19 protein-coding genes are annotated in these 24,627 nt (G+C 65.9%); 7 read left to right on the top strand and 12 right to left on the bottom strand.

The genetic code is table 11. The features are described 5' to 3' along the window. Window positions 1–18 precede the first annotated feature (18 nt). The 4 genes from ACAW63_RS26975 (at window position 19) to ACAW63_RS26990 (ending at window position 4,945) form a co-directional block, all read left to right on the top strand. Complete coding sequence (locus tag ACAW63_RS26975; RefSeq protein ID WP_371230477.1) at window positions 19–1,977, top strand: methyl-accepting chemotaxis protein; 1,959 nt, start codon at window positions 19–21, stop codon at window positions 1,975–1,977. 183 nt (window positions 1,978–2,160) lie between these two features. Further along, window positions 2,161–3,108 carry an ornithine cyclodeaminase family protein gene (locus tag ACAW63_RS26980; RefSeq protein ID WP_371230479.1) on the top strand — a complete coding sequence of 316 codons (948 nt, stop codon included), beginning with the start codon at window positions 2,161–2,163 and terminating at the stop codon, window positions 3,106–3,108. 13 nt (window positions 3,109–3,121) lie between these two features. Beyond that, on the top strand, window positions 3,122–4,252 hold the full coding sequence (locus ACAW63_RS26985) for an NAD(P)/FAD-dependent oxidoreductase (RefSeq protein ID WP_371230481.1): 1,131 nt from the start codon (window positions 3,122–3,124) through the stop codon (window positions 4,250–4,252). Between the two features lie 69 nt (window positions 4,253–4,321). After that, window positions 4,322–4,945, top strand: coding sequence for a transcriptional regulator (locus ACAW63_RS26990; protein ID WP_371230483.1), 624 nt, complete (start codon window positions 4,322–4,324; stop codon window positions 4,943–4,945). A 1,011-nt stretch (window positions 4,946–5,956) separates the two neighbouring features. On the opposite strand, the gene ACAW63_RS26995 is transcribed toward ACAW63_RS26990, so the two are convergent. From ACAW63_RS26995 to ACAW63_RS27035, 9 genes are all read right to left on the bottom strand, one after another. Beyond that, window positions 5,957–6,733, bottom strand: coding sequence for an ABC transporter substrate-binding protein (locus ACAW63_RS26995; protein WP_371230485.1), 777 nt, complete (start codon window positions 6,731–6,733; stop codon window positions 5,957–5,959). A gap of 605 nt (window positions 6,734–7,338) precedes the next feature. After that, window positions 7,339–8,325: a GTP 3',8-cyclase MoaA gene (gene moaA / locus ACAW63_RS27000; RefSeq protein WP_371230487.1), complete on the bottom strand. Its 987-nt coding sequence runs from the start codon at window positions 8,323–8,325 to the stop codon at window positions 7,339–7,341. Window positions 8,326–8,447: 122 nt separating this feature from the next. Next, the gene (locus ACAW63_RS27005; protein ID WP_371230489.1) at window positions 8,448–9,266 is read right to left on the bottom strand and encodes a peptidylprolyl isomerase; all 819 of its coding nucleotides are present in this window, start codon (window positions 9,264–9,266) and stop codon (window positions 8,448–8,450) included. 97 nt (window positions 9,267–9,363) lie between these two features. After that, window positions 9,364–10,050, bottom strand: coding sequence for a respiratory nitrate reductase subunit gamma (gene narI / locus ACAW63_RS27010; protein ID WP_371230490.1), 687 nt, complete (start codon window positions 10,048–10,050; stop codon window positions 9,364–9,366). Between the two features lie 2 nt (window positions 10,051–10,052). Further along, the gene (narJ, locus tag ACAW63_RS27015; RefSeq protein ID WP_371234802.1) at window positions 10,053–10,793 is read right to left on the bottom strand and encodes a nitrate reductase molybdenum cofactor assembly chaperone; all 741 of its coding nucleotides are present in this window, start codon (window positions 10,791–10,793) and stop codon (window positions 10,053–10,055) included. Between the two features lie 17 nt (window positions 10,794–10,810). Further along, a complete protein-coding gene (narH, locus tag ACAW63_RS27020) occupies window positions 10,811–12,346 on the bottom strand; it encodes a nitrate reductase subunit beta (protein WP_371230492.1) in 1,536 nt (511 codons plus the stop codon). A gap of 11 nt (window positions 12,347–12,357) precedes the next feature. Continuing rightward, complete coding sequence (locus ACAW63_RS27025; RefSeq protein ID WP_371230494.1) at window positions 12,358–16,137, bottom strand: nitrate reductase subunit alpha; 3,780 nt, start codon at window positions 16,135–16,137, stop codon at window positions 12,358–12,360. Window positions 16,138–16,238: 101 nt separating this feature from the next. Further along, window positions 16,239–17,645 carry a NarK family nitrate/nitrite MFS transporter gene (locus tag ACAW63_RS27030; RefSeq protein WP_371230496.1) on the bottom strand — a complete coding sequence of 469 codons (1,407 nt, stop codon included), beginning with the start codon at window positions 17,643–17,645 and terminating at the stop codon, window positions 16,239–16,241. 12 nt (window positions 17,646–17,657) lie between these two features. Then, window positions 17,658–18,959 carry a nitrate/nitrite transporter gene (locus ACAW63_RS27035; RefSeq protein ID WP_371230498.1) on the bottom strand — a complete coding sequence of 434 codons (1,302 nt, stop codon included), beginning with the start codon at window positions 18,957–18,959 and terminating at the stop codon, window positions 17,658–17,660. Window positions 18,960–19,132: 173 nt separating this feature from the next. Here ACAW63_RS27035 and ACAW63_RS27040 point away from each other — a divergent pair, with 173 nt between their 5' ends. The 3 genes from ACAW63_RS27040 (at window position 19,133) to ACAW63_RS27050 (ending at window position 22,151) form a co-directional block, all read left to right on the top strand. After that, complete coding sequence (locus ACAW63_RS27040; protein WP_371230500.1) at window positions 19,133–20,995, top strand: histidine kinase; 1,863 nt, start codon at window positions 19,133–19,135, stop codon at window positions 20,993–20,995. Then, window positions 20,992–21,645 carry a two-component system response regulator NarL gene (gene narL, locus ACAW63_RS27045; protein WP_275608428.1) on the top strand — a complete coding sequence of 218 codons (654 nt, stop codon included), beginning with the start codon at window positions 20,992–20,994 and terminating at the stop codon, window positions 21,643–21,645. Before ACAW63_RS27040 ends, narL begins: the two co-directional genes overlap by 4 nt. Before the next feature lie 137 nt (window positions 21,646–21,782). Next, window positions 21,783–22,151, top strand: coding sequence for a putative zinc-binding protein (locus ACAW63_RS27050; RefSeq protein ID WP_371230502.1), 369 nt, complete (start codon window positions 21,783–21,785; stop codon window positions 22,149–22,151). A gap of 53 nt (window positions 22,152–22,204) precedes the next feature. On the opposite strand, the gene ACAW63_RS27055 is transcribed toward ACAW63_RS27050, so the two are convergent. From ACAW63_RS27055 to ACAW63_RS27065, 3 genes are read right to left on the bottom strand one after another with little or no spacing between them, the layout of a single operon-like run. Continuing rightward, window positions 22,205–22,690, bottom strand: coding sequence for an SCP2 domain-containing protein (locus ACAW63_RS27055; RefSeq protein WP_371230504.1), 486 nt, complete (start codon window positions 22,688–22,690; stop codon window positions 22,205–22,207). After that, the gene (locus ACAW63_RS27060; RefSeq protein WP_371230505.1) at window positions 22,684–23,574 is read right to left on the bottom strand and encodes a U32 family peptidase; all 891 of its coding nucleotides are present in this window, start codon (window positions 23,572–23,574) and stop codon (window positions 22,684–22,686) included. The genes ACAW63_RS27055 and ACAW63_RS27060 overlap by 7 nt, the downstream gene beginning before the upstream one ends. Window positions 23,575–23,584: 10 nt before the next feature. Next, entirely contained in the window at window positions 23,585–24,580 is a 996-nt protein-coding gene (locus ACAW63_RS27065; protein WP_371230507.1) for a peptidase U32 family protein, read from the bottom strand. Between the last annotated feature and the right edge of the window lie 47 nt (window positions 24,581–24,627).

Genomic DNA, 24,627 nt, shown 5'->3' on the forward strand with positions numbered 1-24,627 from the left:
CCTCGGCGGAATCCTCCCATGTCCCTGCGCGCCAAACTTGCCCTCAGTTTCCTGTCGATCGGCCTGCTTCCCGTGTTGGTGATGGCCATCGTGGTCTACCTCCAGGCCAGTCGAGCCCTCGAAGAGCAAAGCCTGAACGCCCTGGAGGCGGTCGCCAGCATCAAGCAGCGGCAATTGATGGATGCCTGGAAAGCGCGCCACGACCAGCTCAGCAGCCTCGCCAACAACCTCGGCAGCAACTATGCCGGCCTCGACAGCGACGCCCTGGTGACCACCGCCAACTACGACCGTCCGGTGTTCGAAAACTTCATCAAGACCTTCGGCTACCGCGAGCTGCGCCTGGTGAGCGGCGACGGCACCGTGGTCTTCAGCCTCGGGCGCGGCGCCGACTACCAGCAGAACATCGGTGCGCCAACCTGGCGCGACACGCCATTCGGGCGCTTCATCCGCTCGGCCCTGGATAGCGGCAAGGCCAGCATCAGCGACCTGGAACCCGCCCTGGACGACCAGCAACCGGTGCAATGGCTGGCCACGCCGATCAAGGAGAACGACCAGCTGAAACTGCTGCTCGTCCTCGAACTGCCGCTCACCGCGATCAACGAGGTGATGCAGAACCGCCAGGGCCTGGGCGACGCCGGGGAAACCTACCTGGTGGGCGGCGATGGCAGCCTGCGCTCGGACTCGGTTCGCTTCGCCGATCACCACGTGCGCCGCGACAAGGAAAGCCCCGCTCCCCTGCCCGGCCAGGCCATCGAGAAAGCCCTCGCCGGTGAGCAGGGGCGCCTCGCCGAAACCGGCCTGAGCAACGAGCCGGCGCTGAAATCCTTTGTCCCGCTGAACCTCGACGGCCTGCACTGGGCGCTGGTCGCGGAAATGGACCAGGACCAGGCCTTCGCCCCGGTGCGCAAACTGATGTGGCAGATCCTCGTGCTCGGCCTGCTGACCCTGGTCGGCGTGGCCGCCGGCACCTGGCTGGTCAGCCGCAGCGTGATGCGCCCGCTGGGCGGCGAGCCGGCCAGCATGGCGGCGCTGGCCCAGCGCCTGGCCAGCGGGGAACTGCGCCTGAGCGACGACAGCGACGCCAGCAGCGGCCTGATGCAGGCCCTGCGCGAAATGACCGCGGCCTGGCGCCAGGTGGTCGAGCGCCTGCGCCAGGCCAGCGAGGCCGTGGGGGACGCCAGCGGAGACATCCTCGACGCGGCCGGGCGTACCAGCAATCACCTCGACCAGCAGCAGGAAGCGCTGGAAATGGTGGTCAGCGCCGTCGACCAGATGGCCGCCACCGTGCAGGAGATCGCCGGCAGCGCCAGCCGCAGCGCCGATGGCAGCGCCGCCGCCCGGGAGGCCTTCACCGCGATGCAGGACACGCTGCAGCACATGATCGGCCGCCAGGACCAGTTGCTCAGCGGCCTGCGCCAGGCCGATGGCGTGGTGCAGACGCTGGCCGGCGAGAGCCAGCAGATCGGCTCGGTGCTGGACGTCATCCGCTCCATCGCCGAACAGACCAACCTGCTCGCCCTCAACGCCGCCATCGAAGCCGCCCGCGCCGGCGAAGCGGGCCGTGGTTTCGCCGTGGTCGCCGACGAAGTCCGCAACCTTGCCCAGCGCACCCGCAGCGCCACGGACGAGATCGTAGCCATCGTCGGCAGCCTCGGCGATTCCTCCGTCCAGGCCCAGTCGAGCATGAGCGGCGCCAGCGAGCAGGCGCGCACCCTGGAACAGGACACCCAGGCGGTGCTGGAAACCCTCGGCGTGCTCGACGAGTCCCTGCAGGGCGTGCACGCCATGGCCTTCCAGATCGCCGCGGCAGCCGAACAGCAGGCCGCCACGACCCAGGAAGTGAACCAGCACATGCACCGCCTGAGCGACATGACCGTGGAAAACCGCAAGACCGCCGCCCACACCCGCGACTGCGGCGAGCACCTGCGCCGCGTGGCGGGCGGTCAGCAGGAACTGGTAGCGCAGTTCAAGCTGTGACCGCCCGCGCCCTTCCATTGTAGGAGCGAGCTTGCTCGCGAACCGCACCACACCGGAATCACCGGCAGAATGCGTTCGCGAGCAAGCTCGCTCCTACGAAGAGCCGCAGCCGACCACCCGCTCTTGCCGAGCAAGACAATAGAGTCCAGAATGGAAAAATAAATCCATTTCCGGAGTCTCGCCATGTCCGCCGCCACGCCCCTCACCCTCAACCAGGCCGACGCCGAGCGCCTGCTCGAACAGGTCGACGTGCTCCAGGCGATGCGCGACATGTTCGCCGAGCTGGCCGGCGGCAACGCCGTGCAACCCGCGCAGCAACTGGTGGAATTCCCCAACGGCGGTGGCGACTTCATCAACTACCTGGGCGTGCTCGCCTCGCAGAAGGTCTACGGTGTGAAGACCTCGCCGTACATCGTGCGCCAGCCCAAATCGCTGGTCACCGCGTGGAGCCTGCTGATGTCCATGGAGACCGGCCAGCCGCTGCTGCTGTGCGACGCCGGCAGCCTGACCACCGCGCGCACCGCCGCCACCACCGCCCTCGCGGTGCAGGAACTGGCGCGCCCTGACGCCAAGCGCCTGGTCATCGTCGGCAGCGGCCCGGTCGCCCGCGCGCACCTGCGCTACGTCGCCGGCCTGCGCGACTGGCAGAGCATCCGGGTCTACTCGCCGAACCTGAGCGCCGGCGTGCTGGCCCAGTTCGGAGCCATCGATTCCCGCGCCGAATCGACTACCAGTATCGAAACCGCCGTAGCCGATGCTGACGTGGTGCTGCTGTGCACCTCCTCCGGCACCCCGGTGCTCGACCCGGCGATCCTCACCAAGCCGGCGCTGATCACCTCCATCAGCACCAACGTCGCCCGCGCCCACGAAGTCCCGCCGCAATCCCTGGCGCAGATGGATGTGTACTGCGACTACCGCGCCACCACCCCGGACTCAGCCGGCGAGATGCGCCTGGCCCGCGACGAGCACGGCTGGGACGGCAGCATTCGCGGCGACCTGCCGGAACTGGTCAGCGGCCGCGCCGCCAAGCCGGACTACCAGCGCCATGCCTTCTTCCGCTCCATCGGCCTGGGCCTGGAAGACGTAGCCCTGGCCAATGCGCTCTACCACCTCCAGACCAAGAACGCCTGAGCCGGAGACGAACATGATCGAAGTCGACTTCCTCATCATCGGCGGCGGCATTGCCGGCGCCTCCACCGGCTACTTCCTCTCCCGTCACGGCAAGGTCGCCGTGCTGGAGCGCGAAGCCCACGCCGGCTACCACTCCACCGGCCGTTCGGCGGCACTCTACACCGTCGCCTACGGCACGCCACAGGTCCGCGCGCTGACCGCCGCCAGCCGCGCCTTCTTCGACAATCCGCCCGAAGGCTTCGTCGAGCACCCGATCCTCACCCCGCGCGGCGAGATGACCGTGGACTTCGAAGGCAACCCCGAAGAGCTCCAGCGCCAGTACGAGAGCGCCCGCGCCAGCGTGCCGGAAATGCGCCTGCTGGACGCCGACGAGGCCTGCGCCATCGTCCCGGTACTGCGCCGCGAGAAGGTCCACGGCGCGATGATCGACCCCAGCGCCGCCGACATCGATACCGACGGCCTGCTGCAAGGCTACCTGCGCGGCATTCGCCGCAACGGCGGCAGCGTCCAGCTGGACAGCGAGGCCCTGGAAATCAAGCGCATCGACGGCAGCTGGGAAGTACGTTGCGTGCAGGAAACCTACCGCGCGCCCGTGCTGGTCAACGCCGCCGGCGGCTGGTGCGACAAGATCGCCGAACTGGCCGGCGTCGCCCCGCTGGGGCTGACGCCCAAGCGCCGCGCGGCCTTCCTGTTCAGCCCGCCGGAAGGCGTCGACAGCCACGCCTGGCCGGTGCTGGTGAGCCTGGACGAATCCTTCTACTTCAAGCCCGACGCCGGCATGCTGCTCGGCTCGCCGGCCAATGCCGACCCGGTGGAGCCCCACGACGTGCAGCCCGAAGAGCTGGACATCGCCCTGGGCATCTACCAGATCGAGGAACACACCACCCTGAGCATCCGCCGACCGAGCCACACCTGGGCGGGTCTGCGTTCGTTCTTCGCCGACGGCGACCTGGTCTCCGGCTACGATCCGGCCACACCCGGCTTCTACTGGGTTGCAGGCCAGGGCGGCTACGGCATCCAGACCTCGGCGGCAATGGGTGAGGCCAGCGCCACGCTGATCCGTCGCGAAGCGCTGCCCGAGCACCTGGCGCGTCACGGCCTGAGCGCCGAGATGCTCTCGCCGGCACGCCTGCTGCAGAACTGACCGTGACAGCCCGCGGGCGCTTGCGGCAAACTCGCCAGCGCCCGCCCCACCGCCCCGAGAGCCTTGCCCATGACCGCCGCTGATCCGCTGGACAACTACAAGGCCATCGCCGACGCTATCGCCGCCCTGTTCTTCCCCCACGCCGAAGTGGTCATCCACGACCTGCGCAACCAGCGCGTGGCCTACCTGGCCAACAACATCTCCAAACGCGAGATCGGCGACGACTCTGCCCTGGAAGACATGCTCGAAGGCGGCCACGACGAACGCAACATCGGCCCCTACGAGAAGCTCAACTGGGACGGGCAGAAGATCCGCTCAATCAGCACCGTGCTGCGCGACGCCAAGGGCGAGCCGCTGGCGGTGCTGTGCATCAACCTCAACATCACCCTGTTCGAGACGGCCAAAGCGGCGCTGGACCTGTTCCTTTCCTCGAACAAGATAGTCCCGCAGCCCGACGCGCTCTTCCGCGATGACTGGCAGGAGCGCATCAACACCTTCCTCCATGCCTGGTTGCGCCAGCGCCAGCTCAGCCTCTCCACCCTCAGCCGCGACCACAAGCGCGAGCTGGTCCTGGCGTTACATGCAGAGGGGGCGTTCAAGGGCAAGAGCGCGGCGAACTATGTGGCCAATGTGCTGAACATGGGGCGGGCGACGGTGTACAAGCACCTGAAGGAGTTGAAGGAGGAGGCCTGAAGGGGAATTTTCTCGCTGGCTTCAACTCGTAGGAGCGGACTCTGTCCGCGATGCTCTTCGTTTGTGTTTGGGTATTTCTGCGCCGCTTCGGCGTGCTCGGATGTTCCTTGTTTCGCCCCCTCGGGCGAGTCACTTCTTCCAAACGCCGAAGAAATAACCAAGAAGGCTTGCCCCTGCATCCGGCCCCGGCTTCGCCGGGGTTCCCTCGCTCCATCGAAGTTTCAGGGGCCCGCGTCGACGGGCCATCCATGGCCCAACGACGCTCTCGCGACATCCATGTCGCTCAACCCCTGAAACTCCGATTCCACTCAGCCTCCTGAAGGGGCGCTCCGGAGCGCGCTGGGGTTCTATGGAAGTCTCCAGTGCAAAGCGAAAGCAAAGCGTCTTGCCTCGCGCTGCTTCTGCTCTCGTAGGAGCGGAGCTTCTCCGCGAAGGCCGGCCATAGCACCCGCGTTGCGGGAGGAACACCTGTAAGGCGAATAACGCGCAGCACTATTCGCCGTGATGGGTTTCGCTTTGCTCTACGCCATCCTACGAAGAACACCCACAGTCCCTGGCGCACGCAGAGTCCCATCAAGAGGCCGAGTGGAGGTATTGCGCAGAGGGGCGAGCGGCATGGATGCCGCGAGAGGCGTAGAGAGCCAGGGATGGCCCTCTACGCCGACTCTCGGAGCAATGCCGGAAGGAGGGAAACGGAGCGTAGCGCAGTAACAGCCGAAGGCTGGCCCGAAGGGTGAGCGCAGCGAATCAGTCTTCGCGAAGCGAAGACCCGGATGTCGGGACGAGACCTTTGCCTACTTTGGGGCGTTTGCCAAAGTAGGTCGCCCGAGGGGGCGAAACAAATCCATCAACACACGCCGAAGCGGCGCAGAAACACCTCCCCCCCAATTCAGCCGATAACGCTTGCAGCGTTATTCGCCCTACAAGAGCATCGCGAACAAGCTCGCTCCTACGAAAGGCAAAATAAAAAGGCCGCCCGAAGGCGGCCTTTGTTGCAACGCGACGGAAACATCAGTCCCCGTAGATATCGCTCTTGAAGTACTTGCCTTCGATTTCCTTGTACTTGCCATTGGCGCGCAGCGCGTCGATGGCGGCATTGAGCTGGCCGACCAGCTCGGTATTGCCCTTGCGCACCGCGATGCCCGCGCCCTCGCCGAAGTACTTCGGATCCTTGAACTCCGGCCCGATGAAGGCGAAGCCCTTGCCGCGCTCGGTTTGCAGGAAACCGATCTCCAGCGGAATGGAGTCGGCGAAGGTGCCATCCAGACGGCCTGCGACCAGGTCCAGGTAGATCTCGTCCTGGCTGGTGTAGCGCACCACGTTGGCGCCGGCCTTGCCCAGTACCTCGGTGGCGAAGCGGTCGGCGGTGGAGCCGCGCTGCACGCCGATGTTCTTGCCCTTGAGCTGGCTGAACTGGTCGTCCAGCTGCGAGCCTTCCTTCATCACCAGGCGCCCCGGGGTGAAGTAGTACTTGTGGGTGAAGTCCACGGAGCGCTTGCGCTCGTCGGTGATGGTGATGGACGACAGCGCGGCGTCGATCTTGCGCACCTTCAGCGAGGGGATCAGGCCGTCGTACTCCTGCTCGATCCACTGGCACTTGCGCTTCATCTGCTCGCACAGGGCATTGCCGATGTCGTAGTCGAAGCCGGCGATGCCGCCCTCGGGCGTCTTGTAGGCGAAGGGTGGGTACGCCGCCTCGATGCCGATGCGCAGCGGCTTGTCGTCAGCGTGGGAGAAGGTGGCGAAGGCAGCCAGCAGCAGGCCGCCCAGCAGGGCTTTACGATTCATCGATGAACTCCGTGGCGTAGTCTGGGAACCCGGCAGCCGTGCGCCGGTACCTCGTTGGCAGTGCACAGGAAGAGCTTGGCTCGTCCGGGGTCGCGGCGCAGAACGCCGCAGCAGCATTGCCTTGCTCTTACCCAGGCGACCGTCTTGTTGTTGTTCGTCCATGCGTGCCATCACGCATAAACTTAAAATCCAATCTGGACTAAAAAGTACAGAACGTCAATCGGGTCCTGCGACCGTCCGGCGCACTCTCCTTTGCTGCCCCGCCGCTACTCCTTCGGAGGAATGTCGGCCGCGGGTCACTGGCCTTAGGCTGGACGTGTTCCAGCCAATCCGAGGAGGAGTCGAACACTTCACTTGCATGATTTTCCGTAGATTCCACGGTTCAACTTGGCAGATTGCCCGAGGCCCCGCGATACGCTCATGTCGCCGGGGCCTTTTTCTGTTGCAGAAAAGAAAGCTCACGTCAGTGCGGTGCTCGATGACGCGCGCAAGGGGCGCCCTCACCCCAGCCCTCTCCCACAGGGAGGGGGCTGATCGGCGAGGTGGCCGGGAACTGATGCAAGCAAGGCAAAGGGCGGGCGCAAGGCCCGCCGTGGGAGGAAGGGTCAGCCGCCACTGAGGTTCATGAAGCGCAGGACCTGCACCTCGCCCACGCTGAATTCGTGGCGCGCCGGCTTGCGCTGCAAGGCGCCATGCAGCGCTTCGAGGATGGGTTCGTCGTGCAGCGGATGGCGCCGCAGCAGGCCGCGCAGGTCGAGGGAATGCTCGTGGCCCAGGCACAGCAGCAGACGGCCTTCGGCGGTCAGGCGCAGGCGGTTGCAGGTGGCGCAGAAGTTGTGCGAGTGCGGCGAGATGAAGCCGATGCGCGTACCCGGATGCCGGGCCAGACGCACGTAGCGCGCCGGGCCGCCGCTGTGTTCGGCACTGTCCAGCAGTTCGTGGCGCTCGGCGATCAGCGCGCGGACTTCGTCGCTGGAGCAGAAGCTTTCCTCGCGCTCGCGGCCGACCTGGCCCAGGGGCATTTCCTCGATGAAGCTGATGTCCAGCCCGTTAGCGATGGCGTAGTCCACCAGCGCCGGCACCTCGTCGGCGTTGCGGCCTTTCATCACCACGCAGTTCAGTTTGATGCGCTCGAAACCGGCCTTCTGCGCCGCTTCGATGCCGCGCAGCACCTGCTCCAGGCGGCCGGTGCGGGTGATGGCGGCGAAGCGTTGCGGGTCGAGGGTGTCGAGACTGATGTTCAGGCGGGCAAGGCCGGCGACGTGGAGATCACCGGCCAATCGGGTGAGCTGCGAGCCATTGCTGGTCATGCACAGTTCGCGCAGGCCGGGCAGCGCAGCCAGGCGCTCGCAGAGGTGGACGATGCCGGGGCGCACCAGCGGTTCGCCGCCGGTCAGGCGCAGCTTCTTCACACCGCGCTCGACGAATATCCGCGCCACCCGCTCGATCTCCTCCAGGGTGAGCACCTGCTGGCGCGGCAGGAAGCGCATGTTTTCCGACATGCAGTAGACGCAGCGGAAATCGCAGCGGTCGGTTACGGACAGGCGCAGGTAGTCGATTTTTCGACCCTGGCCGTCGATCCATTCGGACATGGTGTTTCACTCCGGGCGGTCGGCCGGCGCGAGGCGCGGTGAGGACCGATATTCGTATCCGTTTCCGAAGCCCCTCCCTCCTTGGGGAGGGATGGTCGGGAGAGAGGGGCCCGGAACCCGGTTCATTGCACCAGCGGACTCTCCGCGCCATCGAAGGCGAAGCCCTCGATCCGCGCCTCACCGGCCAGCACGCTGATGTACTGGCTGACCGCGCGCTGCAGCACCTGGGCGCGCAGGTAGCCGGCGATGCGTGGGCGGGCCTGCTCGAAGTCCAGCGGCTCGCCGCCGTCGCGCTCGATCAGCTCGACGACGTGCAGGCCGTAGCGGCTCTCCAGCGGATGACCGAGCAGGCCGGGTTGCTGTTGCAGGAGACGCCTTTCGAATTCGGGGACGGTCTGCCCCGGCTCGATCCAGCCCAGATCACCCCCGTCGTCCTTCGACGGGCAGTCGGAGAAGCGCATGGCCTTTTCGGCGAAGCGCTCAGGATGCTCGCGCAGTTCGGCCAGCAGTTCCTCGGCCTGTTCGCGGGCCTTGGCGCGGCCTTCCAGGTCGTCCGGCGCGCAGCCCAGCAGCACGTGGCGCAGGCGCATGCGCCAAGGCGTGCTCAGGCGGGTCGGGTTGGCTTCATACCACTGGCGGCAGCTGGCTTCGTCCGCCTCGGGCACCCCAACCTCACGGTCGATCAGTGCGCGGATACGTGCTTCTTCCGGGGCCTCGCCCTCCTCCGCGTCGGCCGCCAGACCCAGCGTGTCGGCGCGTTGCAGCAGCAGCTGGCGCACGACCAACGCACGGCAGGCGGAATACAGGGCTTCGCCATGGCTGGCGGCCGGGTGGTATTGCAGCTCACGGGCCAGTTCGCCCTCGTCGATGGCGACGCCGTTGACGGAGATGGCAGGCAGGTCGACATGCTCGACCTTGGCTTCGTAGTGGGAACAACTCATTTCAATGACCTCCGTAACCCTCTCCCCGGCCCTCTCCCTGAAGGGAGAAGGGGAAGAGCGTGAAGCGAATGACGCGCCAGCGTCATCCGCCGCTTCATCAGGCTGCGCGACGCTTGGTGCGGACCACCTGGTAACGGCGTCCGAAGTACCACACCGGGGCGCTGACGATGTGCACCAGGCGGGTGAAGGGGAACAGCACGAATAGGGTCAGGCCGAGGGTCACGTGCAGCTTGTAGACCAACGATACCGGCGCGATCGCCTCGGCGGCGGCCAGCGGCTGCAGGGTGACGATGGACTGCGCCCAGTTGGCGAGCATGACCATCACCGATCCATCCAGGTGATGGGTGGAAGCGACGATGGTGGACAGACCGAGGATCAGCTGGACGTAGAGCACCAGCAGGATCATCAGGTCCGACGCGTTGCCGGTGGCGCGCACGCGCTCGTTGGTCAGACGGCGCAGGATCAGGCCGGTCAGGCCGATGAAGCAGAGAATGCCGAAGAAGCCACCGGAAACCATCGCCAGCAGTTGCTTCTGCTCGGTGCTGATCAGGTGCTCGTAGACCGAGTGCGGAGTCAGCAGGCCGACGAAGTGGCCGGCGAGGATGAACAGCACACCGACGTGGAACAGGTTGCTGTACACGCGCATGCCCTTCTTGCTCAGCATCTGGCTGGAGCCGGCTTTCCAGGTGTATTGCGAAAGGTCGAAGCGCGCCCAGCTGCCGATCAGGCAGATGAGCAGCGCGACGTAGGGGTAGATCCCGAAGGCGAGAAGATCGAGGGACATGGTCAGGCTCCTACTTTGGCCGCCCGGTACTGCATCTGCGGAACCGGCTGGGCGACCCACTGCATGGGTTGTTCGGCGGACGTGGAGACACGTCGCGCACTGGTGGACGGGCAGCCGGCGGCCGGCTCGGCAAAGCTCACCGGGGTTTCCTCCCAGGCCTTGTCGATGGCTTCCAGGCTGTCGTCGCGCACTTCCTGCTCGCGGTCGCGCTTGAGCGCGCCCAGGTCCGGCCGCTCGCCGGACAGCTCCAGCAGGCCCTGGAACACGGCGGCATAAGCACTGCCACGTTCCTCCAGGCGCAGCGCGATCAGCGCGAGGATGTGCGCGACTTCCGCCAGGCCCACGCGGGCCGATTCGGCGTCCTGCAGGGCGAGGAACTCCAGGTACAGCGGCAGGTAGTCGGGCAGCTCGTTGACGTCGATGGCCAGGCCCGCCTGGGTGTAGCGGTCCATCAGGTCGACCATGGCCTGGCCACGGTCGCGGGATTCGCCATGCACGTGCTCGAACAGCAGCAGCGAGACCGAGCGACCGCGTTCGAACAGGCCGTCGTATCGGGCCTGCACGTCGAGGATGTCGCCCTGGCACAGCTCGTTGAGCAACGCGGCGAGGCCGTCGCGCTGCGCCTCGGGCAGGTCGCAGGTGCGGATCAGGGCGTGCAGCGCCAGGCTTTCTTCGCGCAGTTCGACGCGCGGATAGTCCAGCAGCAGCGCGCTGAGCTTCAGTAACTGGCTGTGGCTTTCCATGGAAATGGTCATGGCGCTCACTCCTGTATCTGCACGGTCTGGATGACGTTGCGCTTGTCCACGGCCTTGCCGCCGAACAGGTTGACGCCGGAGTTGCTGGAGCAACCGTTGCCGAAGCTGAAGCCGCAACCCGAACGCTCGGCGAAGGCATCCGACAGCGCTTCCTCGCGATGGGCAGTGGGGATGACGAAGCGATCTTCGTAGTTGGCGATCGCCAGGTAGCGGTACATCTCTTCCACCTGGTTCACCGTCAGGCCGACCTTCTTCAGCACATCCAGGTCCTGCTTGCCTTCCACGTGCTCGGAGCGTTTGTAGGCGCGCATGGCCAGCAGGCGCTTGAGGGCCAGCAGCACCGGGGCGATGTCGCCGGCAGTGAGCAGGTTGGCCAGGTACTGCACCGGAATGCGCAGGGATTCGACATCCGGGATCACCCCGTCGCTGCCGATGTGGCCTTCGGACGCGGCGTTCTGGATCGGCGACAGCGGCGGCACGTACCAGACCATCGGCAGCGTGCGGTATTCCGGGTGCAGCGGCAGGGCCAGCTTCCAGTCCATCGCCAGCTTGTACACCGGCGATTTCTGCGCGGACTCGATGACGCTGTCCGGTACGCCGTCCTTGCGCGCCTGCTCGATCACTTTCGGGTCGAACGGGTCGAGGAAGATTTCCAGTTGCTTCTGATAGAGCTCGCGCTCGTTCTCGCAGGTGGCCACTTCGTGGATACGGTCGGCGTCATACAGCAGCACACCGAGGTAGCGGATGCGGCCCACGCAGGTTTCCGAGCAGACGGTCGGCTGGCCGGCCTCGATGCGCGGGTAGCAGAAGATGCACTTCTCGGATTTGCCGCTCTTCCAGTTGAAGTAGATCTTCTTGTACGGGCAGCCGCTGATGCACATGCGCCAGCCGCGGCATTTGTCCTGGTCGATGAGGACGATGCCGTCCTCTTCGCGCTTGTAGATCGCACCACTCGGGCACGAAGCCACGCACGCCGGGTTCAGGCAGTGCTCGCACAGGCGCGGCAGGTACATCATGAAGGTGTTTTCGTACTCGCCGTAGATGTCCGCCTGGACCTGGTCGAAGTTCTTGTCCTTGCGACGCTTGGCGAATTCGGTGCCGAGGATTTCCTCCCAGTTGGGGCCCCACTCGATCTTCTGCATGCGCTGGCCGGAGACCAGCGAGCGTGGCCGGGCGACCGGCTGGTGCTGGGCCTTGGGCGCGGTGTGCAGGTGCTGGTAGTCGAAGTCGAAGGGCTCGTAGTAGTCATCGATTTCCGGCAGGTCCGGGTTGGCGAAGATGTTCGCCAGCACGCGGAACTTGCCGCCGATGCGCGGGACGATGGAGCCGTCGGCGTTGCGCTTCCAGCCGCCCTTCCACTTCTCCTGGTTCTCCCACTCTTTCGGGTAACCGATGCCGGGCTTGGTTTCGACGTTGTTGAACCAGGCGTACTCGACGCCTTCGCGGCTGGTCCAGACGTTCTTGCAGGTGATGGAGCAGGTGTGGCAACCGATGCACTTGTCGAGGTTCAGCACCATGCCGACTTGCGAACGAATTTTCATGGCAGTAATCCTCAAATGTCCTGGGGCAGCGGTTGCGGCAGGGCGTCACCGCCCAGCCCGCCCTGCTCCGGCTCGTCGAGCCAGTCGACCTTGTTCATCTTGCGCACCACGACGAACTCGTCGCGGTTGCAGCCGACGGTGCCGTAGTAGTTGAAGCCCCACGCCTGCTGGGCGTAGCCGCCGATCATGTGGGTGGGCTTCAAGACCACGCGGGTCACCGAGTTGTGGTGGCCGCCGCGGGTGCCGGTGGTCTCGCTGCCCGGCAGGTTCACGATGCGTTCCTGGGCGTGGTACATCATCACCATGCCGTCCTTCACCCGCTGGCTGACCACCGCGCGGCAGGTCGCGGCGCCGTTGGCGTTGAAGACCTCGACCCAGTCGTTGTCCTCGATGCCGGCGCGCCTGGCGTCGTTCTCGCTCATCCAGATGATCGGGCCACCGCGCGACAGGGTGAGCATCAGCAGGTTGTCGCTGTAGGTGGAGTGGATGCCCCACTTCTGGTGCGGGGTGATCCAGTTCAGGGTGATCTCGGTGTGACCGTTGGGCTTCTTGTTGAACAGCTTGTCGGTGCTGCGGGTGTTGACCGGCGGACGGTAGCTGACGAAGCCTTCGCCGAAGGCCTGCATCCAGGGGTGATCCTGGTAGAACTGCTGGCGGCCGGTGAGGGTGCGCCACGGGATCATCTCGTGAACGTTGGTGTAGCCGGCGTTGTAGCTCACGTGCTCGTCTTCCAGACCTGACCAGGTCGGGCTGGAGATGATCTTGCGCGGCTGCGCCTGGACGTCGCGGAAGCGGATCTTCTCTTCTTCCTTGGGCAGCGCCAGGTGAGTGTGCTCACGGCCGGTGATCTTCGCCAGCGCGTCCCAGGCCTTGACCGCGACCTGGCCGTTGGTTTCCGGCGCCAGCGCGAGGATCACCTCGGCGGCGTCGATGGCACTCTCGATGCGCGGACGGCCTTGGCTGATGCCGGTCTCGGTGACCTTGTGGTTCAGCTCGCCGAGCAGCTTGATTTCCTTCTCGGTGTTCCAGCCGATGCCCTTGCCGCCGTTGCCCAGCTTGTCCAGCAGCGGGCCGAGGGAGGTGAACTTCTTGTAGGTGTTCGGGTAGTCACGCTCGACCACGTGCAGGGTCGGCATGCTACGGCCGGGGACCGGTTCGCACTCGCCCTTCTTCCAGTCGCTGCCGCCGAAGGGCTGCGCGAGTTCGTTGGCGGTATCGTGCAGCAGCGGCACGGTGACCAGGTCCTTCTCCACACCCAGGTGGCCGACGGAAACCTCGGAGAACTTCTTGGCGATGGCCTTGTAGATTTCCCAGTCGCTTTTCGCTTCCCACGCCGGATCGGTAGCGGCGGACAGCGGGTGGATGAAGGGGTGCATGTCGGAGGTGTTGAGGTCGTCCTTCTCGTACCAGGTCGCGGTGGGCAGGACGATGTCCGAATACATGCAGGTGGAGGACATGCGGAAGTCCAGGGTGGTGACCAGGTCCAGCTTGCCTTCGGCACCCTGCTCGACCCAATCGACTTCGCCCGGGCACGGGCCGCCGGCCTTGCCGAGGTCGTCGTTCATCACGCCGTTCTTCGCACCCAGCAGGTACTTGAGCATGTACTCGTGGCCCTTGCCCGAGGAGCCGAGCAGGTTGGAGCGCCAGATGAACATGTTGCGCGGGAAGTTCTGCGGATCGTCCGGCTGCTCGCTGGCCACGCGCAGGTTGCCGGCCTTGAGTTCGCGCACCACGTAGTCCTGTACCGGGATACCGGCCTTCTCGGCGTCGGCGGCGATGCGCAGCGGGTTGCGGTTGAGCTGCGGGGCGGATGGCAGCCAGCCCATGCGCTCGGCGCGGATGTTGTAGTCCAGCGCGTGCTCGGGGAACTGCCTGGTATCGGCCAGCGGGGAAAGCACCTCGTGCATCGAGATCTTCTCGTGGCGCCACTGCGAACTGTGCAGGTAGAAGAAGCTGGTGCCGTTCATCTGCCGCGGCGGACGGCTCCAGTCGGTGCCGAAGGCCAGCGGGACCCAGCCGGTCTGCGGGCGGAGTTTCTCCTGGCCGACGTAGTGCGCCCAGCCGCCACCGCTCTGGCCGATACAGCCGCACAGCATCAGCATGTTGATGACCGCGCGGTAGTTCATGTCCATGTGGTACCAGTGGTTCATCGCGGCGCCGATGATGACCATGGCCTTGCCGTGGGTCTTGTCGGCGCTGTCGGCGAACTCGCGGGCCACCTGGATCGCGCGGGCCGCCGGAACGCCGGTGATGCGGGCCTGCCAGGCCGGGGTGTAGGGCACGTTGGCGTCGGTGTAGGACGCGGCCACGTTGCCGCCGCCCAGGCCACGATCGACGCTGTAGTTGGCCATCTGCAGGTCGTACACGGTGGCGACGCGCAGGGTCTGGCCATCAGCACCGGTGACTTCGCGGAAGGGTACGCGGCGCACCAGCACCTCGTCGTTGTCCACGCCCTTGAAGTGCGGATGTTCCTGGCCGGCGAAGTACGGGAAGGCCACGTCGCAGGCCTTTTCCGGGCCTTCGATCAGGGTCAGGGCCAGGCGGGTTTCACGCTTCTCGCCGCCTTCCTTCTCCTCGATGTTCCACTTGCCCGACTCGCCCCAGCGGTAGCCGATGGCGCCGGTGGGCGAGACCAGCTCGCCGGTGATTTCGTCCAGGCCAATGGTCTTCCACTCGGGGTTGTTGTCCTGGCCGAGGTTGTTTGCCAGGTCCGCCGCGCGCAGGTAGCGGGTCGGCTTGAGTACGCCGGCGGTGTGCGGTTCCAGCAGCACCAGCATCGGCATGTCGGTGTACTGGCGGCAGTAGTCGACGAAGTAGGCGCTGGGTTTGTCGAGGTGGAATTCCTTGAGGATGACGTGACCGAAGGCCATGCCCAGCGCGGCGTCGGTGCCCTGCTTGGGGTTGAGCCAGAGGTCGGTGAGCTTGGCCACTTCGGAATAGTCCGGGGTGACGGCCACGGTCTTGGTGCCCTTGTAGCGGACCTCGGTGAAGAAGTGCGCGTCGGGGGTACGGGTCTGCGGGACGTTGGAGCCCCAGGCGATGATATAGCTGGAGTTGTACCAGTCGGCCGATTCCGGCACGTCGGTCTGCTCGCCCCAGATTTGCGGGGACGCAGGCGGCAGGTCGCAATACCAGTCGTAGAAGGACAGGCACACGCCGCCGATCAGCGACAGGTAACGGGCGCCGGCGGCGTAGCTGACCATGGACATCGCCGGGATCGGCGAGAAGCCGATGACGCGGTCCGGGCCATAGGTCTTGGCGGTGTAGACGTTGGCGGCGGCGATGATCTCGGTGACTTCGTTCCAGCTCGAACGCACGAAACCGCCCAGGCCGCGCTCGCTCTTGTAGCTTTTCGCCTTGGCCGAGTCCTCGACGATGCTGGCCCAGGCGTCCACCGGGTCGTTGTGGACAGCGCGAGCTTCACGCCAGAGCTTGAGCAGCGGCTTGCGCACCTTGGGGTATTTCAGGCGGTTGGCGCTGTAGATGTACCAGGAGTAGCTGGCGCCACGGGGGCAGCCGCGCGGTTCGTGGTTGGGCAGGTCCGGGCGGGTGCGCGGGTAATCGGTCTGCTGGGTTTCCCAGGTGATCAGGCCGTTCTTCACGTAGATCTTCCAGGAGCACGAGCCGGTGCAGTTCACCCCGTGGGTGGAACGCACGATCTTGTCGTGCTGCCAGCGCTGCCGGTAACTGTTTTCCCAGGCACGGCTCTCGTTGCTGACTTCGCCATGACCATCGGCGAATTCGCCCTGCTTCTTCTTGAAGAATTGCAGGCGGTCGAGCAGGTAACTCATCTGTATCTCCTCACCCGGTCTGCGCCGGGCGTTAAAACGCTAATCAAGCTCGCGAAACAGGTCTTGCGGCGGGCGCACGGGGCGCCCGCCACGGCAATCGATCAACAGGGGCTCTCGGCGCCCTTGCGCGCATACCACCACCAGGTGGCGACGATGCAGCTCAGGTAGTACGCGACGAACAGGTACAGGGCGCCCTCGGCGCTGCCGGTCATGGCCAGCGAGGTGCCGAACGCCTTGGGAATGAAGAAGCCGCCGAACGCGCCGATGGCGGCGGAGAAACCGATCACCGCGGCCGATTCCATGCTGGCGTTCTTGGCTGCCTGGGCCTCGGTGAAGCCACCCTTCTTCAGGCGCGCGGCCCATTCGTTGCGGAAGATCACCGGGATCATGCGGAAGGTGCTGCCGTTGCCGATGCCGGCGAAGAAGAACAGCGCGATGAAGGAGCCGAGGAAGCCGAAGAAACTGCCGGAGCCGTTTGCGCCGGGCAGGAAGGAGATCACCGCGAACACGCCGGCGATCATCGCCGCGTAGTTCCACAGGGTGATGCGCGCGCCGCCGAACTTGTCGGCCAGCCAGCCGCCCAGCGGCCGACTCAGGGCGCCGACCAGCGGGCCGAGGAAGGCGTACTGCAGCGGGTTGATGTCCGGGAACTGGGTCTTGCTGAGCATGGCGAAGCCGGCGGAGAAGCCGATGAACGAGCCGAAGGTGGCCACGTACAGCCAGCACATCAGCCAGTTGTGCTTGCGCTTGAAGATCACCGACTGCTCGCGGAACGAGGCCTTGGCATCGGCAATGTCGTTCATGCCGAACCAGGCGGCGACGGAGACCACGGCGATGAAGGGCACCCAGATCCAGCCGGCGTTCTGCAGGAACAGGCGACCGCCGTCACTCAGTTGCTGCGGCTCGCCGCCGAACGCGCCGAACAGGCCGCCGGCCACGGCCAGCGGGACGGCGAACTGCATCACCGAGACGCCCAGGTTGCCCAGGCCGGCGTTCAGCCCCAGGGCAGTGCCCTGCTGGTTCTTCGGGTAGAAGAAGCTGATGTTGGACATGCTGGAGGCGAAGTTGCCGCCGCCGAAGCCGCACAGCAGCGCGATGGTGGCGAACACCCAGTACGGGGTGGCCGGGTCCTGCACGGCGAAGCCCAGCCAGATGCAAGGGATCAGCAGCGAAGCAGTGGACAGTGCGGTCCAGCGACGGCCTCCGACCATCGGCACCATGAAGGAATAGAACACCCGCAGGGTGGCGCCGGAAATCGACGGCAGCGCGGCGAGCAGGAACAGCTGGTCGTTGCTGAAGTTGAAACCGGCGGCGTTCAGGCGCACGGTGACGGTGCTCCAGATCATCCACACGGCGAAGGCCAGCAGCAGCGCGGGAATCGAGATCCACAGGTTGCGTGCGGCGATGCGCTTGCCGCTCTGCGCCCAGAACTCGGAGTCCTCGGGGCGCCAGTCGACCAGCAGCGGGCCTCTGGCGGCTTTGAGTTGGGTATTGGCGATCATGCCCATGACGGCATTACCTCAGGATTGACTGGAAGGAATGGGAGTAGCGTCGACGTCGGCCGTTTGTGCCTGGCCGTCGATGCGTTGCTGCTGCTTGATCGCGTAGTGCATCCAGACCATGCAGACCACGGTCAGGCCGAACAGCAACATGAAGCAGGAGGAACGCACGCCGATGTGGTCGGCGGCGTAGCCGAACAGGATGGGCAGGCAGAAGCCGCCGAGGCCGCCGATGACCCCGACCATGCCGCCGACGGTGCCCATGTTCTGTGGGTAGTAGTCGTGGATGATCCGGTACACGCTGGCCTTGCCGAAGCCCTGGGCGATGCCCACGACGAACACCAGGAAGGTGAACAGCCAGACGTTCAGGCCCACGCCCAGGCTGACGTCGCCCTTGATGCCGTGGATGGTCATGGTGGTCGGCGGATAGGAGAGGAAGAACAGGCAGACCAGGCAGATCCAGAACACGCCCCAGTTCACCGCGCGGGCGCCGTAGTGGTCGCTGAACCAGCCACCCAGGGCGCGGATCAGGCCCGACGGCAGGGTGAACAGCATGGTGATGAAGGACGCGGTGCGCAGGTCCAGGCCATACTCGGCGATGTAGTACTTGGGCAGCCACAGGGCCAGGGCCACGAAGCCGCCGAAGACGAAGAAGTAGTACAGGCCGAAGCGCCACACGCGCAGCTCGCCCAGCGGCGCCAGCTGCTTGGCCAGGGTCGGCCGCGGGCGGCTCGGGTCGGCGTCGCCGCCCTTGGCATGGGCCGGGTCGGTCCAGGTGCAGAACCAGAACAGCAGCGCGGTCACCAGCATGGCCACCGAGTAGACCTGCGGGACCATGCGCCAGCCGAAGGCGACCACGATCATCGGCGCCACCAGGTTGGTGATCGCCGCCCCCGCGTTGCCGGCGCCGAAGATGCCCATGGCGGTGCCCTGGCGCTCCTTCTCGAACCACGAGGAGGTGTAGGCGATGCCCACGGCGAAGGAGCCGCCGGCCAGGCCGACGAACAGGCCCAGTACCAGGTAGTGCCAGTAGAGCGTGGCGAAGGCCAGGCCGTAGATCGGGATGGCCACCAGCAGCATGTGGATGAAGAACACGATGCGCCCGCCGAAGCGGTCGGTGATCAACCCCAGCGGCAGGCGCACCAGCGAACCGGTGAGGATCGGCAGCGCCACCATCAGGCCGAACTGCGCCTCGGACAGGCCCAGCTCCTCCTTGATGCGAATACCGATGATCGAAAACATCGTCCAGACCGCGAAGTTCACGGCGAACGCCAGTGTGCTCATGCCGAGCACGGAGTACTGTTTCTGACGATGGGACAGCATGGCTAAGCTCACTTCCTGACAGCCTTTGCCCGCACGTTAGGTAAGGACTAGTCGCCTTCTCTTGATCGTCATCAATGAGCCAAAGGGCGATTCATGAGCAGATGCGCGCCGCTACCTCCTAGTGGGTATCACCGAAACCAATGCTTAACTGATTGTTTTTTAAGGCATTTTCAATGAATACGGTGCACCCGACCGAACCCTCCGCCAGCGACCGATTCTTTGTGGGTAGTCCCCCCGCCGGGCGCCCTTCCCTGCGCAAATCCATCGTCGTGCGCTTCGGCTGCTACCTCACCCTGCTGGTGTCGCTGGCGCTGGCCGGCATGTTCAGCGCCCTGCTGTTCGCCGACTATTCGCACCAGGACGCGGCGGTGATCAATCAGGCCGGCTCGCTGCGCATGCTCACCTATCGCCTGGCGCTGGACCCGTCGCCGATCAACCGCCAGGCCCTGCAATCCACCCTGCGCGCGCGCCTGGACAGCGAAGAGATCACCCGCCTGCTGCGGCGCGCCGATACCGATGCACCGATCCGCCGGCAGCACGAACAACTGCGCCAGGAACTGAGCAAGCTCGATCTCTCCGAAGCCCCGGCGCTGGCAACCCTGGACACCTTCGTCAGCCATATCGATGCCTTCGTCGGCACGCTGCAGAGCAACGCCGAGCAGCGCTCGCAGATGCTCAGCACGGTGCAGGGCCTGTGCCTGTTCCTCAGCCTGCTGGTGGTCTTCATCAGCCTCTACGACCTGAGCTACCACGTGGTCGGCCCCTTGCGCGACCTCACCAGCACCGCCCGCCGGCTCGGCCAGGGCGACCTCAGCGCGCGGGTCAGCAGCAGCGGCGAGGACGAGCTGAGTCAGCTGGGCGAACGTTTCAACCAGATGGCGACGGAACTGCAGGCCATCTACCGCGAGCTGGAAGCGCGGGTGGAAGACAAGACCCGCGACCTCTCCAACAGCCACCAGCGCCTGGAACTGCTCTACGCCAGCGCCCGCCGCCTGGGCCAGGACCCCTACGACGAACGCACCCTGCAACCACTGCTGAACCAGCTCGAACGCGTGCTGCAGGCCGGCAAGGTGACCCTGTGCCTGAACAAGGACGGCGTCGAACGCGCCTACACCTCGCTGACCACCGACGGCATCACCGGCGGCTTCTGCCTGCAGGGCAACTGCGGCGACTGCCGCGCCCAGGCTGAGCACTGCAGCGAACCGACCAAGGGACTCAACCCGCTGCTGATGCAGCCGCTGTCCATTGGCGAGCACCGCTTCGGCGAGCTGTTCATCGAGACCGCCAGCGGCCGTCTGGAAGACTGGCAGCGGCAGTTCGTCGAAGGCTTCTGCGACAACATCGCGCGCACCTTCGCCCTGTCCCTGCAACAGGAGCAGGAGAACCGCCTGGCGCTGTTCGCCGAGCGCGGCACCATCGCCCGCGAACTGCACGACTCGCTGGCGCAATCGCTGTCCTACCTGAAGATCCAGGTCAGCCGCCTGGCCACCCTGCTCAAGCGCGAAGCGCCCGCGGAAAAGATCGACGAAACCCTCGACGAGCTGCGCGAGGGGCTCAACAGCGCCTACCGCCAGTTGCGCGAACTGCTCACCACCTTCCGCCTGAGCCTGGAGCAATCCAGCCTGGAAGCGGCGCTGGTGAAGACGGTGGAGGAATTCGGCGAGCGCGGCGACCTGGCCATCGAGCTGGACAACCGCATGGCGCATATCCCACTCAACCCCAACGAGGAAATCCACATCCTGCAGATCGTCCGCGAGGCGCTGTCCAACGTGGTGCGCCATGCCCGCGCCAGCCACGCGAAGGTCAGCCTCGCCGAGGATGCCGACGACCAGGTGTGCATCACCATCGACGACGACGGCGTCGGCTTTGACCCAGCGCAGAGCCGCAATGGGCACTATGGGCTTAGCATCATGCGGGAGCGCAGCCAGACCCTGGAGGCGAGCTTCAGCATCGCCCCACGCATGCCGCAGGGCACCCGCGTCAGCGTGCGCTTCACCCACAAACCCCTGTCGCAGTCCCCGGAGACCCACCCATGACGGCCACCCCCACCGACGACCGCGCGCGCATCCTGCTCGTCGACGACCACCCGATGATGCGCAAGGGCGTGGTTCAGCTGCTGGAGTTCGAGGACGACCTGCAGGTCGTGGGCGAAGCCGGCAGCGGCGAGGAAGCGCTGCGCCTGGCCGCGGAGCTGGAACCGGACATGATCCTGCTCGACCTCAACATGAAGGGCATGACCGGCCTCGACACCCTGCGCGCCATGCGCGAACAGGGCGTGGACGCACGCATCGTGGTGTTCACCGTCTCCGATGATCGCAACGACGTGATCAACGTCCTGCGTGCCGGCGCCGACGGCTATCTGCTCAAGGACATGGAGCCCGAACGCCTGCTGGAGCACATCCGCCAGGCCGCCACCGGCCAGCTCACCATCAGCCCGCAGCTGACCCAGGTACTGGCCCAGGCCCTGCGCGGCGACGACCGTCCCAAGGGCATCGAGGAACTCACCGACCGCGAACGGCAGATCCTGCGCCAGCTCGCCCACGGCTACAGCAACAAGATGATCGCGCGCAAACTCGACATCACCGAAGGCACGGTGAAGGTTCACGTCAAGCGCGTGCTGCACAAGCTGGGCATGCGCTCGCGCGTGGAAGCGGCGGTGTGGGCGGTGGAGAATCACCTGGTCTGATCGTCCCCCACCCGATCTGCCCCAACCTGTAGGAAGCCTCTACCTCACTGGTAGTAGTCCGCTCGTCGACTTGATTCAGATCATGTCGCGCCAGCCCATGGCGGCAGGACACTGCGGGACTCACCCAGGAGGTCCCCATGCCGCCCTCGCCACACCTGCCCCTCGTGTATTCCTGCTCCGGCTGCTCCAACCTCGCGCAGCTGGCCAATGACCTCGTCCTGCGCCTGGACCGCGACGGCCTGGCGGAAATGTCCTGCATCGCCGGCGTGGGCGGCGACGTACCGGCGCTGGTGAAGAAGGCCTGCTCAGGTCGGCGGATCATCGCCGTGGACGGCTGCCACCTGCACTGCGTGCAGAACTGCCTGGCACGCCATGGGGTGAAGGCCGAACACGAAATCACCCTCACCGAATACGGCCTGAAGAAACGCTACGGCCAGGACGCGCCGGCACAGGACTTCGAGATGCTCTACGAGGAACTGCAGTTCCTCGTACGCACCCCGGCCTGAGCGTTCACCGCTGAGACAAGGCACAAAGCCAAAGGACAGACGCTCCACCCATCCTACGGGAGCGGTTCAGCATTCTCCTGTACTACCCGGCTGGCGCGGCGCATGGCGCTCCACAGCCAGGCCGGCAGGCTGTCCGGGTCGAGGCTGTCGATCAGGTTCTTCACCGCCAGCCCCAGCTCCGTATCACCCTCGATCACCAGGCGGCGGCGGAAGAACAGCGTGTCCGGGTCTTCCTGCCGACCCGCCAGCAGCAGGAAGTCGCGCCAACTGCCACGGATGGTCACGCTGGGCGAGCAGGCGTCGTCGAAGCGCAGGCCGTTGCGGTGGTGGGTGAGGCTCCAGGCCAGGCCGAGATCGCTCACTTCCAGCCGCAGCCAGTGGCCGTCGAGGATATCGAAGGCACCGTCAGCCAGCGCGTCGGCGAACAGCCGGTTGGCGGCGCGCTGCAATACCGCGCGCTGAACTCCGGACGGAACCCGCGCCGCCAGCGGCAACAGGCGATCAGCAGCACGCAGGGCGCCGGCTTCGAGATTCAGCACAGGTTCACCTCATCACTGCGCAGCATGCCCGGACGACCATGCCAGTAACCGTTGCAGCCTTCCACCGCCAGCGGCGGCGTGGCGCCCTGGCGTACGCGGTCGAAGGCCTGCACCACCTCCACCATGCCCTCGGCGCGCGGACTCAGGCGCAGCAGATCGGCGCCACAGTCACGCAGCGAGGCGTAGTCCGCCAGCAGGTTGCTGACCTCGCCGGACATGGTCTGGATGCCGTTCAGGGTAAACAGCGGTGCGCCTTCCTGGCTGAGCATCGACATGCCCTCCGGGTAGTTCATGCAGCAGAACTGGCAGTCGTCCTTGGGGCGGTTTTCCGCGCGGGCGGTGAAGCAGCGCGCCGAGTAGGCGAGCGGCAGGTGACCGTAGGCGAACACCTCGGTCTCCACCTCGCTGATGCCCAGCTCGCGAGCCTGCTCGATCACCTCCTGGATCTGCTCGCCGGAGCACTCCACCGGCGGCACCCAGCGGCGCAATCCGGCGGCATGCAGTTCCGCCAGCGTGTGGCCGTTGTAGACGTTGAGCGCAGGGCCGCCGACGAACTCGACGCCGAGGCCGGAGAGAATCTGCACCGCGCCCATGTCGTTGGCCTCGACCTGCAACTCGCCGTTCGCGCACAGCCTGCGCAGCGCGGAGAGCTCCGAAGCCGCCTCGATCAGCGCCAATCCCGAGATGAGAATCTGCGCCCTGCTCTGCTGCTGCAGCTCACGGCCAAGGCCGAGCCAGTCATCCAGCGACAGTGCACGGCGCTTGGAGCAGACGGTCTCGCCGAGGGTGATCACGTCCAGCGGCTGTTCGGCCATCTGCGCATAAAAATCCAGGAGTGTCCGGCGGTCCCAGTAGAACAGCACCGGGCCTAAGCTCAGTTTCATCACGACGCCCTCACTGCCAGGAACGATGGTAGGCGCCCAGGGTGGTCTGGTGGCCTTCGGAAAGCTTGTCCAGGGCTTCCTGCCACTGGGTCAGCGCGCGGTAGTTCTCAGGCGCGCGCTTCCAGGAATCCAGCGCCTGGCGCCAGACGCAGGTGACCTGCTCGACATAGGCCGGGCTGCGCTGGCGGCCCTCGATCTTCACGGCCGCCACGCCGATTTCCGCCAATTGCGGAATCAGGTCGATGGTGTTGAGGCTGGTGGGCTCCTCCAGGGCATGGAAACGCTCGCCGTTGACCACGAAGCGGCCCTTGCACAGGGTCGGGTAACCCGCCGGTTCGTCCGGTGCATAGCGGTCGATCAGCACGTCGTTGAGCCGCGAGGTCAGCCCTTCGGGCTCCTCGCTCCAGCGCACCTCCTTGGCCGGCGAGCAGACGCCGCAGAGATTCGGCGACTCGCCAGTGACATAGGACGACAGATGGCAGCGCCCTTCAGCCATGATGCACAGACTGCCGAAGGCGAAGACTTCGATGGGCACCGGGCTGTTCGCCGCCACCTGGCGCACCTGCGCCAGCGACAGCACACGCGGCAGCACGGCGCGGCGGATGCCGTAGCGCTCGTGGTAGAAGGCCAGCGCCGCGACATTGGTGGCCGAGCCCTGCACCGAGAGGTGCAGCGAGAGGTTCGGGTGGCGTTTGGCGGCGTAGCCGAGCACCGCGCAGTCGGCGGCGATCAGTGCGTCCACGCCGAGGTCGGCGGCCTGGTCCACCGCGCGCTGCCAGCGCGCCCAGCCAGTCGCGCCGGGGTAGGTGTTGACCGCCACGTACATCTGCTTGCCGGCGCCGTGGATAAGTTCAACGCCCTGGCGTAGCTGGCGGTCATCGAGGTTGAGGCCGGCGAAGTGCCGGGCGTTGGTGTCGTCGCGAAAGCCGACGTAGATGGCGTCGGCGCCTTCGCGCAGGGCCGATTTCAAGGCGGGCAGACTTCCCGCCGGGCAGACCAGTTGCATGCTTCCCCCGGACACTTCGAAGGCCACCGGTCCCACCGGCGACCGGG

It is taken from the genome of Pseudomonas sp. QE6 (genome assembly GCF_041379005.1).
GTDB lineage: Bacteria > Pseudomonadota > Gammaproteobacteria > Pseudomonadales > Pseudomonadaceae > Pseudomonas.